Annotated in this window: 12 protein-coding genes and 1 other RNA gene; 2 read left to right on the plus strand and 11 right to left on the minus strand. The window is 38.0% G+C overall.

Annotated features, from left to right (window positions below; all coding sequences use genetic code 11):
• The first annotated feature begins 143 nt into the window (after positions 1-143).
• Positions 144-518 (plus strand): YxeA family protein, encoded by a 375-nt coding sequence (locus DN410_RS13385; RefSeq protein ID WP_147806426.1) that lies wholly within the window; start codon positions 144-146, stop codon positions 516-518.
• A 371-nt stretch (positions 519-889) separates the two neighbouring features.
• Here DN410_RS13385 and DN410_RS13390 read toward each other — a convergent pair whose 3' ends face one another.
• The 8 genes from DN410_RS13390 to DN410_RS13425 form a co-directional block, all read right to left on the minus strand.
• Complete coding sequence (locus DN410_RS13390; protein WP_149176875.1) at positions 890-1,873, minus strand: DUF418 domain-containing protein; 984 nt, start codon at positions 1,871-1,873, stop codon at positions 890-892.
• A gap of 567 nt (positions 1,874-2,440) precedes the next feature.
• Positions 2,441-2,795: a transfer-messenger RNA gene (ssrA, locus tag DN410_RS13395) on the minus strand.
• A 125-nt stretch (positions 2,796-2,920) separates the two neighbouring features.
• On the minus strand, positions 2,921-3,388 hold the full coding sequence (smpB, locus tag DN410_RS13400) for an SsrA-binding protein (protein WP_001123920.1): 468 nt from the start codon (positions 3,386-3,388) through the stop codon (positions 2,921-2,923).
• Between the two features lie 374 nt (positions 3,389-3,762).
• A complete protein-coding gene (gene rnr / locus DN410_RS13405) occupies positions 3,763-6,189 on the minus strand; it encodes a ribonuclease R (protein ID WP_149176876.1) in 2,427 nt (808 codons plus the stop codon).
• Between the two features lie 142 nt (positions 6,190-6,331).
• Positions 6,332-7,072, minus strand: coding sequence for a carboxylesterase (gene estA / locus DN410_RS13410; RefSeq protein ID WP_162937161.1), 741 nt, complete (start codon positions 7,070-7,072; stop codon positions 6,332-6,334).
• A 162-nt stretch (positions 7,073-7,234) separates the two neighbouring features.
• Positions 7,235-7,468: a preprotein translocase subunit SecG gene (secG, locus tag DN410_RS13415; protein WP_000557264.1), complete on the minus strand. Its 234-nt coding sequence runs from the start codon at positions 7,466-7,468 to the stop codon at positions 7,235-7,237.
• A gap of 94 nt (positions 7,469-7,562) precedes the next feature.
• Positions 7,563-8,255, minus strand: a complete 693-nt coding sequence (locus DN410_RS13420) for an LrgB family protein (protein WP_071723486.1) — start codon at positions 8,253-8,255, stop codon at positions 7,563-7,565.
• Positions 8,252-8,620, minus strand: coding sequence for a CidA/LrgA family holin-like protein (locus tag DN410_RS13425; protein WP_149176877.1), 369 nt, complete (start codon positions 8,618-8,620; stop codon positions 8,252-8,254). The genes DN410_RS13420 and DN410_RS13425 overlap by 4 nt, the downstream gene beginning before the upstream one ends.
• 275 nt (positions 8,621-8,895) lie before the next feature.
• Between DN410_RS13425 and DN410_RS13430 the strand changes: the two genes are divergently transcribed.
• Positions 8,896-9,846 carry a nucleoside hydrolase gene (locus DN410_RS13430; protein WP_149176878.1) on the plus strand — a complete coding sequence of 317 codons (951 nt, stop codon included), beginning with the start codon at positions 8,896-8,898 and terminating at the stop codon, positions 9,844-9,846.
• A gap of 50 nt (positions 9,847-9,896) precedes the next feature.
• Here DN410_RS13430 and eno read toward each other — a convergent pair whose 3' ends face one another.
• The 3 genes from eno to tpiA are packed head-to-tail and all read right to left on the minus strand — an operon-like array spanning position 9,897 to position 13,504.
• Positions 9,897-11,192, minus strand: a complete 1,296-nt coding sequence (eno, locus tag DN410_RS13435; RefSeq protein ID WP_001975088.1) for a phosphopyruvate hydratase — start codon at positions 11,190-11,192, stop codon at positions 9,897-9,899.
• A 30-nt stretch (positions 11,193-11,222) separates the two neighbouring features.
• Positions 11,223-12,752, minus strand: coding sequence for a 2,3-bisphosphoglycerate-independent phosphoglycerate mutase (gene gpmI, locus DN410_RS13440; protein WP_149176879.1), 1,530 nt, complete (start codon positions 12,750-12,752; stop codon positions 11,223-11,225).
• A complete protein-coding gene (gene tpiA, locus DN410_RS13445; RefSeq protein WP_149176880.1) occupies positions 12,749-13,504 on the minus strand; it encodes a triose-phosphate isomerase in 756 nt (251 codons plus the stop codon). The genes gpmI and tpiA overlap by 4 nt, the downstream gene beginning before the upstream one ends.
• Positions 13,505-13,521 lie beyond the last annotated feature (17 nt).

A 13,521-nucleotide genomic window follows, 5' to 3' on the forward strand; every position in this document is an offset into this window, starting at 1 on the left:
AGATAGATTTCAAAATAGGGGTTCCTTACAAAAATGTAAGTTTCCAGTTAGATACATCGATGTTTGCACACATTTATTCCTTGTAAACTAATAATTAGTTAGTCCAGTTTAAATACACAAATAACTTATAGAGGAGTTTTTATATGAAAAAATTACTTGCTTCATGCGCTACTCTTGCACTATTCGCTAGCTTTGCGGTAGGGTGTGATGTATCTTCTCCAAGCAAAATTGGTACAGAAGAATACTACGTTCAAATCCAAGGTGAAGGTGAGATCAAAGATAATAAACGTGTCTATACTTTACCTACTTATGGTGAAGATGGAGACGAAAAAAAAGTTACTTTCACTAGTCAAAAACCAAATAATGAAAAAATGAAAGAAAATGCATTTTTACGCCTTTACATTAAACAAGAGGACGAAAAGAAAACAGATATACCAGACACAGAAGTTAAATCTTATGAAGAAGTACAAAAATCAGATTTACCTGCAAAAACAAAAGAAAAATTAGGTGTAAAATAATAAATAATTATTAAAAACAAATAAAAGGAGTATCTCTAAAAATCAGATTTACCTGCAAAAACAAAAGAAAAATTAGGTGTAAAATAATAAATAATTATTAAAAACAAATAAAAGGAGTATCTCTTGTTAGGCAAGAGATACTCCTTTTATTTTTGGAACCATGTCTATTCCTTAAACAAAACGAATCATAAGCTGGCCGTGAATTTTATCAAAAGTACATAAAATTCACTTTTTATGAGCTTTTAAAAGGGGACACCATCTCATTTCGAGCAAATTGTACCTTTAAATAAACTTTAGACAGAAATCAATTAATCCTCTTACAACAAAAAAAACATAATCTAAATAGATTATGTTTTAATGAAAGTTGCATTTTATTTTTTGTTAGAAATTAATTTCCAATAAGTGAATGTTCTCCATAGCCATTCTAAGGGACCCATTCTAAAAAATTGAAGCCATGCCGTACTAGCCAGTAGTTGAAATACATAAATACCTATACAAAGAAAAAAAGTTTGGAGATAAGTAATATTCCCTGTTAATTGAAAGTAATAGTCAGCTATTAGTACCAAAGCTACTTGACAAACATAGTTTGTCAAAGCCATACGTCCGTAATGTTTCAACGGACATAAAAGTTTTTGAACCCAAACAGATTGTAATAATAAAACTAACGCTCCTACGTAACAGGCTGAAATAATTGGACCAATCATAAGACCTATACGATAAGATGTACCAGAAACTCGTGTTCCATGATTGAAAGATATATAATGAATTACTAATCCAATTAAACTCAATCCTGCCATAATTACAGTAAAAACCTTAAATCCCCTTATGTTCTCTAATATTTTTTCAAATACGCAATACTGTCCCACTGCTAGACCCAATAAAAACAAAGGAAATACTAAAAGATCTTTCGAACCTAAAAAACTTAAACATAATATTCCTAATAATGCAAATACTAAATTGAACTGCCGTCTTACTTTATAAAAAGGTAATAAAAAGATTCCCCATCTTGCATATAATCCTAGGATCTCTCCTGAAAAAAATATACTAAGAATATATCCCATAATAGATAGTAGGATAAGCCTCCTAATAAATAAGAGGTATTCATTAGACCCTTTTGCTTTTGCACGAGCAATAAATATATAAAAACCTATACCAAACAAAAAAGTAAAAATTGTATAAAAACGTCCTTCTATAAACAAATATAAAAATCGTTGATATGACGTATCTATAGGACCTAGTGGTGGGGGATCCATCTTTAATAAAAACGGAGCATTCACCAACAAAATTCCTATCAAGCCAAAGCCTCGTAAATAATCTAATATATCAATCCTGTTGCTATTAATTTCAGTCTTCATCTTTATTTTCCATACTCCTATATTAAAATTCCATTGATTTTTATTGCATGGTACTAATCCAGCTCTACAATACTATAAGAAAGATCATATTAAGTACATAGTTTATATAATAGAACTATAAATTTTTATGGACAATCGCCCAAACTATCCTTTTTTCTATATGCTAAGAAATATATGTACAGAAAATTTTATGTTTATAAACAGAGGATAAAACTCAATAATACCAAATTTTTCTAACTACAATTGTGTTTATAAAGTGTGTAAACAAACCAATGTTCAATTGCACTTATATTTTTATCTTTCTGGACACTTATTCACCTTTAAAGAATGCTGTAAGAATTAAGACTTTTAGTCTTTAGTGTAAAATTTTCTTGAAATGATATAGTGTGGCCCTTAAAAGGTGATTTTTGATATCAGAATGGAAGAATGCCTTTTGAACATTCATTCCAAAACATCAGAACTACTGGAACCATAAATTTGCCGCAAACAAAAAGAACCATAAGCTTGCCGTTCCGGCAAACTTATGGTTCATATCACACACAAAATAAAAAACCACCAAATATGTATTGGTGGAGACGGTGGGAGTCGAACCCACGTCCAAAAATATCGGCACTTAAGCTTCTACGAGTGTAGTCGATATATTAGCATTTCGCGAACTCTTCGGCCTATCGACAGGCTTCCAAGTTGCTAGTCTGGTTGTTCTCTTCCTTTGTCCTCAGACGGCGAACTCCGGCGTAGTCCACTTAGTTTGAGTCCCTTACCCTACCACATGGACGATGGAGGGAGGAACCTTTAGTGCAATTAAGCAGCTAAAGAAAGATTGTTTTGTTTGCCAATTATAGGCTTTGACGTTTTAACGAGGCCGATCCCCTCGACTCGCAACCTAAGCTCGAACTATCCCTGTCGAATCCGTAACGTCCCCATGATAAAAATGGAGCATACGAAGAAATATCGTGATAGCTACTAAGAGCTGTTTTTCAATGTGCAACAATCTTACATAAGTTATTATAACATACGCGCGCCGTTTTACAAATGTAAATATCTGTATTACATCTTTTGGCGATCACGGAACACGCGTGCAATTTCACGTTTAGCTTCTTTCTCTTTTAAATCGTGACGTTTATCGTATTGCTTCTTACCTTTTGCTAAACCAAGTGCCATTTTTGCAAATCCATTTTTCAAATAGATTCTAAGTGGAACTAATGCGTAGCCTGTTTCTTTAGCAGCGCCCGCTAGTTTATCAATTTCTTTTTTATGAAGAAGTAATTTTCTCGTACGAAGTGGATCATGGTTGAAACGATTTCCTTGCTCATATGTATTAATGTGCATATTATGAACCCATACTTCACCATTATGTACACGTGCAAACGCATCTTTCAAGTTTACTCGTCCAGCGCGAATCGACTTAATTTCCGTTCCTTGAAGGACAAGCCCCGCTTCGTATGTTTCTTCGATGAAATAATCATGAAATGCTTTTTTATTTTGTGCAATAACCTTACCTGTACCTTTTGGCATACAACGTCCCTCCTCTATTTTTACCATTGTAACAAATGTAGATAAAAAGCGAAAGTGGCTTGCTTAGAATCTTTGGACATTGGAACTCCCGACAAAGAAGCGCTTTTTGCTTCGTCCGAGGGAGTGAAATGGCCAATAGATTCTAGCCACTGTAGCTGGATTACAATAAAAAGCGAAAGTGGCTCGCTCAGAATGTGAGGCGGATGGAGCTTCTGACCTTGAGGCGCTCTTTGCCTCTCTGGGAAGAAGCGAAGCCGCCGAACATTCTAGCCACTGTAGCTGGACTCCATTAAAAAGCGAAAGTGGCTCGCTCTCAAGCCACCAATAAAAAAGAAAAAGGCCCCGCTTTCCATCAAAGCGAAGCCACTCTCTTCTTACTTACGCTTTTTCTTTTTCTTCTTGAATCCTGGTACGTTTTCGAAGAATGCTTTTTTCTTCTTACCGTTACCATCTTTTTTCCCTGGCTGGCTAGCAGACGCGGAAGCTGATGCTGATCCTTTTCCTTTGCCTTTACCACCACGGTCAAACTTTCTTCCTGTACCGCGTTCGCCGCCGCGCTCATTACTGCGCTCGCTGCGTCCACCGCGTTTCTTTCTGCCTGTTCTTGGCTGTTCGATTACAACTGGACGATCTTTGAACTTACGACGAGGTGTACCTTTCATGCCAACGATTTCAAAGTCGATTGCGCGCTCGTCTTTGTTTACGTTAATAACGCGAATTGTAATTTCGTCACCGATGCGGAATACGTTACCTGTACGTTCTCCGATCATTGCGAAATGCTGCTCATCATAACGGTAGTAATCATCCGTTAAATAGCTGACGTGTACAAGACCTTCAATTGTATTTGGAAGCTCTACGAATAAACCGAAGTTTGTTACAGAGCTAATCATACCGTCATACTCTTCACCGATCTTATCAACCATGTACTCCGCTTTTTTCATTTCGTCTGTTTCACGTTCTGCTTCAACAGCACGACGCTCCATATTAGAAGAGTGCTCTGCAATCTCAGGTAACTTTTCACGCCATTTTGCTTGTGTTTCATTGTCGACTTTACCGTTAATGATATATTCACGGATTAATCTATGAACAATCGTATCTGGATAACGACGAATTGGTGATGTGAAATGCGTGTAGAACTCAGTTGATAAACCGAAATGTCCTAAGCTATCTGCATCGTAACGTGCTTGCTTCATAGAACGAAGCATAACTGTTGAAATTACTATTTCTTCCGGTTGCCCTTGAACCATTTCAAGAATTTGTTGCAATGCACGAGGGTGTACTTCGTTCGCACGTCCTTTTACTGCGTATCCGAAGTTTGTTACAAACTCGAAGAAGCGCTCCAGCTTATCTTCTTTCGGATCTTCATGGACACGGTACATAAACGGTACGTTCATCCAGTGGAAGTGCTCTGCTACTGTTTCGTTCGCAACAAGCATAAATTCTTCAATTAACTTCTCTGATACAGAACGATCACGCATGACCACATCAGTCGGTTTTCCTTCTTCATCTACTAATACTTTCGCTTCTTTAAAGTCAAAGTCAATTGCACCGCGGCGCATACGTTTTTCACGTAAAATTTGTGCCAATTGGCCCATTTCTTTAAACATTGGTACTAACGGCTCATAACGCTTAATTAACTCTTCGTCTTCATCTTCTAAAATGCTTCTTACGTCAGCATACGTCATACGCTCTGTCGTTTTAATCACACTTTGGAAAATCTCGTGTTTGACAACATCACCTAGATTGTTGATTTCCATTTCACAAGATAATGTCAGACGGTCTACTTTCGGATTTAATGAACAAATACCGTTAGATAGACGATGTGGAATCATTGGGATTACACGGTCAACAAGATATACACTCGTTGCTCTTTCCGCTGCTTCTACATCAATTGGAGAACCTTCTTGAACATAATGACTTACGTCCGCAATATGAACACCAAGCTTATAGTTACCGTTCTCGAGCTTCGTTACTGTAACAGCGTCATCTAAATCTTTTGCGTCCGCGCCGTCAATCGTTACAATCATTTGGTCACGCAGGTCACGGCGATCTTTTAAATCTTCTTCTGAAATCGTTTCTGGTACACTGTTTGCGTGTTCCATCACCTCTTCAGGGAATGCTAAAGGTAAATGATGTTTATGAATGACAGATAAAATATCTACTCCTGGATCATTTTTATGACCTAGAATTTGAATAACTTCACCTTCTGCACTTAAACGATTCTCTGGATAGCTCGTAATTTTCACAACTACTTTATGACCTTCTACAGCACCCATTGATGCACTTTTCAAGATAAAGATATCACTCGTCCAGCGCTTATTGTCAGGTATAACAAATCCAAAGTTTTTCGATTCTGTATATGTACCAACTAGTTCTTTCGTGCCACGTTCTAAAATGCGTACAATTGAACCTTCTTGACGCGAACCGCTCGATTGAGAACTAAGGCGTGCTAATACTGTATCACCATGAAGTGCACCGTTTAATTCTGTAGGTGGGATGAAAAGATCATCGTCTCCCGTTTTCTTCTCGTCTGGTACAACGAATGCAAAGCCACGTGCATGTCCAATTAACTTACCACGTACTAAATTCATTTTTTCAGGAAGACCGTAACGATTGCTACGCGTACGAATAACAAGTCCCTTCTCTTCCATCATTACAAGTGCCTTTACAAAATCTTTAAAGCCCTCAGAACCTTCAATTCCAAATGCCTCTTCTAACTCTTGTATCGTTAGCGGTTTATACGCTTCTTCTCTCATAAATAATAACAACTTATCAATATGTTCTTGTGTGATTTCTTCCAAGCAAAAATACCTCCTTTAAAACCTTATATTATTTAGTGTATCCGAAAGATAGGGGATGTATAAAGCGAAACTTCAATACTCCCCTTATGATTTTTACAGTTTTCACAAAAAATTCCTTATGAAAAAAAGAGGCAACTAGATCTTACCAATCTAGTTGCTCCAAGAAGTTATATACATCCTCATGTAGCTCGTCACGTTGTTTATCAAGTGTAATGACATGCGTAGAGTCTTCATACCATTTAATGTCTTTTAACGTAGATTCTACACCGTTATAAATAATGTTAGCACTATCTGTATTAATCATTTCGTCATGACGTGCTTGTACAACAAATGTTGGTGCATAAATCATATCCACATTGTTACGTACGTCAGCAATTAATTGTTGTAATGCTTTTAATGTATTCATCGGTGTCTGTTGGAATTCCAACATTTCTTGTTCAATTTGCTCTGGTGATTTTTGCTCTCGCTTCTTATATTCGCGGGCATATGCCAATATACCTTGGTACATCGTTTCTTCACTCTTAATATACATTGGTGCACACATCGGTACTACACCTAAAACCGGTACTGTATAACCTAATTTTAAAGAAAATACGCCGCCAAGTGACAATCCAACAACAGCAATTTTCTCAAAACCTTTATCTTTTAAAAGTTGATATGCTTCTGTTACATCTTGCCACCAATCTTCAGGACCTGTATGAACAAGCTCTTCTGGTGGTACACCGTGCCCTTTATAAATTGGTGCATGACAAGTATAGCCTTTCTTTTCTAAGAAACGCCCTAACATACGTACATCAGCTGAGTTCCCTGTGAATCCATGTAGTAATAAAACAGCGCGGTCTCCACCCTCAAATGTAAATGGTTTCGGAGATGCTAATTTCATCATGTACTTCTCCTCTTTCTCTTCTGTAATCTAGTCGTATTCTTTCTATATCTTAGTGTACCATATTTATATTTCTATAATCTAATTAGAAACTTTTTTCAAATAGCAAAATAAAAAAAGAAGAACCATTAGTACATCTTACTAACGCTTCTTCTTTCAATTCTATAAATTGAAGTACGTAACACCAATTGTTAATACAAAGAACAATACAGCTAAAACAATTGTAATACGGTTTAATACCGCTTCAATTCCACGTGCCTTTTGCTTACCAAATAATTGCTCCGCACCGCCTGAAATTGCACCTGAAAGGCCTGAGCTATTACTAGACTGCATAAGTACCATAACAATCATTAAAATCGATACAATAATAAGTAAAACTGATAATAACGTATGCACTTGGCGTACCTCCTACAAAGATTCAGTTATTGTAACTGTAGCATAAATTCTATAGAAAAGCGAGAGCTATAAGGTTGCTCTCGCTTTTCTTCTATTACATAAACATCATTGCAAATAACGGTCCAAGTAAACATGTCAAAATTGCTGTTAATGTCATTGTTACCGATCCAATAACACCTTCATGTTCGTTATTTTTCATCGCTCTCATCACGCCCATAATATGAGAAGCACATCCAAATCCGATACCTTTACCAACCGAGTTTGTAACACGGCTCCATTTTAATAAAAGAGGTCCTGTAATCGTTCCAGTAATACCTGCGATAACAACGAAAGCTGCTGTTAAGGAAGGTACACCACCAACTTGCTCTGAAACACTCATCGCAACTGGCATTGTCACCGATTTTGGTAAAGAAGATAAAATTAAGCTTTTATCTGTTCCCATAAGTGAGGCAATAGCAAAGTCACTTGCAATGGCAACTGTTGTACCTACTAGTACCCCGCCGGCAATCGGTACAACATATTTTTGCAGAACGTGACGTTGTTTATAAAGAGGAATTGCAAATGCTACAACACCGGGTCCCAGCAACTTCGCAATCCAGCCACCACCACTTTCCATATAATGTTGATACGGTATATCAAGCACGATAAATAAGAAAGCCATTAATCCTGTTGCTACAAGCATTGGAATGGTGAATGGTGTTGGAAATACTTTATAGATTTTTTTAGATAATTGATATAATAGCACCGTAAAAAGAACCCAACCGATTCCGATTAATATTTGGCTCATTGCGACTCTCTTTCCTTTCTATTCGCAAGATATTGTCCTGTATGTCCTGCGACAATAATGATCAAAAATGTACTCGCTACAACTGTAATGAAAAGAGAAATTCCTTTACTCATAAAAAAAGCACCGTAATTCATTAGGCCAAGCGTTGGCGGAATTAATAAAAACGGCATAATAGCAACGAGTGTTTCTGCTCCTAAATCGAACCATTTTACTGGAAGAACTTTTAGGCTAAGTAAAACAAGTAAGAGGAACATTCCAATCAAACTTCCTGGGATCGGAATATTTAACATTTCTTGTACCCAAGTTCCAACCATATAAAAAACGTAAAGAGCAGCAATTTGGACAAGAATCTTTGTAAATTTCATGTTCATCATCCCTCTTGTTTATACGATCTTCTGTTAATATCTTTATCATAGTATAAATTGTAAAAAGCTGCAATTTATCAACTTGACAGCAAAAAACGCCTATGTTATGCGCTTACAACCTTGATATGACTACATTTCCAAGAGAAAATTAAGTCAAAAACCTTGACCTAATATAAGAAGTTTTTATTTTCTGAATTTTAAAGGTTGTTATTTCAATAAAATAATCTTTTTACCTTTAAGCTTACATATATATAAACAAGATAGGTGGTGAACATATGACCAAAAAAGTTCTTATTTTTTGTGATCCTGGCATTGATGATACGATGGCTCTCCTCTTAGCATTCTTTATCGATGAAATAGAAATCATCGGCATTGTTGCTGATTATGGCAATGTTCCGAAAGAGATGGCCGTACAAAATGCTCATTTTCTTACGAAAGAAGCAAAGGATAGAAATATTAAAGTGTTTGGTGGGTCAGAGCGTCCGCTTACTGGTGCCCCGCCTGCTTTTTTTACAGATGTACACGGGAAACAAGGGCTCGGGCCAATTATTCCAAAAGGGAATGTGACAAACGGAGAAATGGAGAATTTTTTCGAAATCATTCCTCTTATTGAACAGTATAAAGATGAACTAATCATTGTAAGTTTGGGAAGACTTACCTCCCTAGCAATTTTATTCATCGTATGTAAACAGCTAATGCAGCAAGTTAAATCTTATTACGTAATGGGCGGTGCCTTTTTACATCCTGGTAATGTCACCCCTATTTCCGAAGCAAACTTTTATGGCGATTCTACTGCCGCTAATATAGTCCTTCAATCCTCACCTAACATGTACATTTATCCATTAAATGTCACCCAATATTCCATCATTACACCAGAAATGGCTGAATATATTGAAGCAAAAGGAAAAGCCCCACTCGTTAAACCGTTATTCGATCATTATTACTACGGATATTATAAAGACACCTTACCGAATTTAAAGGGTAGCCCCTTCCATGACACAATTCCAATACTCGCTTTACTTGATAACTCTATGTTTACGTATCACAAATCACCTATCGTTGTCATGACAGAATCTTATGCACAAGGAGCAAGCATTGGAGAATTTCGCTCTTTAGGAGGATCTAAACCATTTATTGATTGGCCGAGTCATCAAATCGCAATTGATTTTGATTATAACCGTTTCTTTAAACATTTCATGTCACTTATGACGGGGGAACAATTTTAGCATAAAAAAACAGACCGTGATTTCTCACGGTCTGTCGTTATTTTCTACAATTATCGTTTGATGTTATAGAAAGATTTTACACCATCGTAAACAGCGATTTCGCCTAGTTCGTCTTCGATGCGTAATAATTGGTTGTACTTAGCAATACGGTCAGTACGGCTCATAGAACCAGTTTTGATTTGGCCAGCGTTAGTTGCAACTGCGATGTCAGCGATTGTAGCATCTTCAGTTTCACCAGAACGGTGAGATACAACTGCTGTGTAACCAGCACGTTTAGCCATTTCGATAGCTTCGAAAGTCTCAGTTAAAGTACCGATTTGGTTAACTTTAATTAAGATTGAGTTAGAGATACCTTTTTCGATACCTTCAGCAAGTTTTTGAGTGTTAGTTACGAATAAGTCGTCACCAACTAATTGTACTTTATCACCGATACGCTCAGTTAATAATTTGTGACCATCCCAGTCGTTTTCGTCTAAACCATCTTCGATAGAGATGATTGGGAAGTCTTTGCAAAGCTCTTCGTAGAAATCAACCATTTCTGCAGAAGTTAAGCCAGTACGGCCTTCGCCTGCAAGGTCATATTTACCAGTTTCTTTGTTGTAGAACTCAGAAGAAGCAACGTCCATTCCTAAGAATACGTTCTCGCCAGCTTTGTAACCAGCTTTTTCGATAGCTTCGATGATTACTTCTAGTGCTTCACGGTTAGAACCAAGGTTTGGAGCGAATCCACCTTCGTCACCTACTGCAGTGTTAAGACCTTTGTCATGTAATACAGCTTTAAGTGCATGGAATACTTCAGCACCCATACGGATTGATTCTTTGAATGTTGGAGCACCAACTGGTAAGATCATGAACTCTTGGAAGTCTACGTTGTTATCAGCGTGAGAACCACCGTTGATGATGTTCATCATTGGAGTTGGTAATTGTTTTGCATTGAATCCACCAAGGTAACGGTATAATGGAAGACCTACGAAGTCAGCTGCTGCGTGAGCTACTGCCATAGATACACCAAGGATAGCGTTAGCGCCTAGTTTACCTTTGTTTGGAGTGCCATCTAATTCGATCATAGCACGGTCGATACCAGCTTGGTCAGTTACGTCGAAACCAACGATTTCTGGAGCGATTGCTTCGTTAACGTTGTTTACTGCGTTCATAACACCTTTACCAAGGTAACGAGATTTGTCACCGTCACGTAATTCTACTGCTTCGTGTTCACCAGTAGATGCACCACTTGGTACGATAGCGCGTCCGAAAGCGCCGCTTTCTGTGTAAACTTCTACTTCTACAGTTGGGTTACCACGAGAGTCAAGGACTTCGCGAGCATAAACATCAATAATTGTTGACATAATAAATTCTCTCCTTTTTATATAAGCAAATTATTTAATAATTGTTTTACCTGTCATTTCTTTCGGTTGTTCCACATTTAAAAGTGTAAGCATTGTTGGGGCGATATCTCCTAAAATACCACCTTCACGAAGCTCTACATCATTTTTTGTAACGATGAAAGGAACCGGGTTAGTTGTATGAGCTGTCATCGGCTCACCATCAGCAGTTAACTCCTGATCAGCATTACCATGGTCAGCAGTAATAAGTGCTACACCATCTTTTGCAAGAATCGCTTCTACAACTTTTCCTAAACATTCGTCAGTTGCTTCTACTGCTTTAATTGTTGGTTCCATCATCCCAGAATGGCCAACCATATCACAGTTCGCAAAGTTAAGAATGATAACATCATGTTTATCATTTTCAATTTCATTTACTAAAGCGTCCGTTACTTCGTAAATGCTCATTTCAGGTTTCAAGTCATACGTTGCAACCTTTGGTGAGTTAATTAAGATACGCTCTTCTCCTGGGAATTCAGCCTCACGACCACCGCTAAAGAAGAATGTAACGTGCGGATACTTTTCAGTTTCCGCGATGCGAAGTTGCTTTAATCCCGCTTGCGCAACAACTTCACCTAAAGTGTTATCAAGGTTCATTGGCTTGAATGCCACGTAACCATCTACTGTCTCACTAAAGTGTGTCATACATACGAATTCTGGAATGTGAGGTACTTTTTCACCACGATCGAACTCACGGAAGTCTTCGTTTGTAAATACACGAGCAATTTGAATTGCACGGTCTGGACGGAAGTTATAGAAGATAACTGCATCATCATCATTGATTGTTGCAACTGGCGTGTTATCTTCGTTAACAATTACAGACGGCAATACGAATTCATCGTAGATACCATTTGCATAAGAGTCTTCTACACACTCTTCTGCTGATTTATAAGTAGGGCCTTCACCATTCACCATAGCACGGTAACATTTTTCTACGCGATCCCAACGCTTGTCACGGTCCATGGAGTAATAACGACCAGAGATAGTCGCGAATTGACCTACTCCTGTTTCTTTAATTACTTCATTTGTTGCATCGATATAGCTTTGTGCTGTTTTTGGTCCAACATCGCGGCCATCTAAGAATGCATGAATGTATACTTTCTCCACGCCTTCTTTTGCTGCTAAGCGAAGAAGGGCAAACATGTGGTTCATGTGACTGTGCACACCACCGTCAGAAAGTAAACCGAATAAATGAAGAGCAGTACCTTTTTCTTTTACGCTTTTAATTGCATTTTGGAAAGTTTCATTCTGATCGAACTCACCTTCACGAATTGCAACGTTTACGCGTGTTAAGCTTTGATATACTACGCGGCCAGCACCGATATTTAAGTGACCAACCTCTGAGTTACCCATTTGACCTTCTGGAAGACCTACTGCCTCGCCACAAGCTGTAAGCGTTGTGTGAGGGAACTTGTTCCAGTAACCATCAAAATTAGGTTTCTTAGCTTGTGCTACAGCATTCCCGTAAGTTTCTTCACGAAGTCCGAAACCATCAAGAATGATTAAAGCTGTTGGCTTTCTCATTTTACCGCCCCCAGAAGACCTAAGAACGAAGCAGGCTCTAAGCTAGCACCGCCAACTAAAGCGCCGTCGATGTCAGATTGTGCCATATACTCTTTAATGTTTTCTGGTTTTACGCTACCGCCGTATTGAATACGAACAGCTTCTGCAGCTTCTGTAGAAACAGCTTCTGCAACAACTTTACGGATGTGCGCACATACTTCGTTTGCATCTGCAGAAGAAGAAGATTTACCTGTACCGATAGCCCAGATTGGCTCATAAGCGATAACAGTTGCTTTAACTTGCTCTTCTGTTAAACCTGCAAGTGCTTTTGTTACTTGACCTGCTACTAGATCAAATGTTTTTCCGCTTTCGCGCTCTTCTAAAGTCTCACCACAACATACGATTGGTGTTAAACCATGTTCAAATGCTGCAATAGTCTTTTTGTTTACTGACTCATCTGTTTCAGCAAACATTTCACGACGCTCAGAGTGGCCAAGCACTACGTAGCCTACTTTTAAGTCGCTAAGTGCTACTGGGCTAATTTCGCCAGTGAATGCACCATTTTTTTCGAAGTGCATGTTTTGTGCACCTACTTGTAAATCAGTTCCTTCAGCCTTAGCTACTAAGCGCTCTAAGAATAGAGCTGGAGAGCAAACTACTGCATCAACAGCTGAAGCTGCTGGGATTTGACCTTTAACTTCCTCTACGAAGCTAACTGCTTCAGATAGAGTTTTATTCATTTTCCAGTTACCTGCGATAATTGGTTTACGCATGCTTTGCACCGTCCTTT

The organism is Bacillus sp. SH5-2 (assembly GCF_008368905.1).
Lineage (GTDB): Bacteria > Bacillota > Bacilli > Bacillales > Bacillaceae_G > Bacillus_A > Bacillus_A luti.

What these genes read in the sequence shown, in the direction of transcription:
- DN410_RS13425 (WP_149176877.1), bottom strand. Translation starts at nt 8,620, where the DNA reads ATGAAATTTACAAAGATTCTTGTCCAAATTGCTGCTCTTTACGTTTTT.
- eno (WP_001975088.1), bottom strand. Translation starts at nt 11,192, where the DNA reads ATGTCAACAATTATTGATGTTTATGCTCGCGAAGTCCTTGACTCTCGT.
- estA (WP_162937161.1), bottom strand. Translation starts at nt 7,072, where the DNA reads ATGAAATTAGCATCTCCGAAACCATTTACATTTGAGGGTGGAGACCGC.
- tpiA (WP_149176880.1), bottom strand. Translation starts at nt 13,504, where the DNA reads ATGCGTAAACCAATTATCGCAGGTAACTGGAAAATGAATAAAACTCTA.
- gpmI (WP_149176879.1), bottom strand. Translation starts at nt 12,752, where the DNA reads ATGAGAAAGCCAACAGCTTTAATCATTCTTGATGGTTTCGGACTTCGT.
- DN410_RS13420 (WP_071723486.1), bottom strand. Translation starts at nt 8,255, where the DNA reads ATGAGCCAAATATTAATCGGAATCGGTTGGGTTCTTTTTACGGTGCTA.
- DN410_RS13385 (WP_147806426.1), top strand. Translation starts at nt 144, where the DNA reads ATGAAAAAATTACTTGCTTCATGCGCTACTCTTGCACTATTCGCTAGC.
- DN410_RS13430 (WP_149176878.1), top strand. Translation starts at nt 8,896, where the DNA reads ATGACCAAAAAAGTTCTTATTTTTTGTGATCCTGGCATTGATGATACG.
- smpB (WP_001123920.1), bottom strand. Translation starts at nt 3,388, where the DNA reads ATGCCAAAAGGTACAGGTAAGGTTATTGCACAAAATAAAAAAGCATTT.
- DN410_RS13390 (WP_149176875.1), bottom strand. Translation starts at nt 1,873, where the DNA reads ATGAAGACTGAAATTAATAGCAACAGGATTGATATATTAGATTATTTA.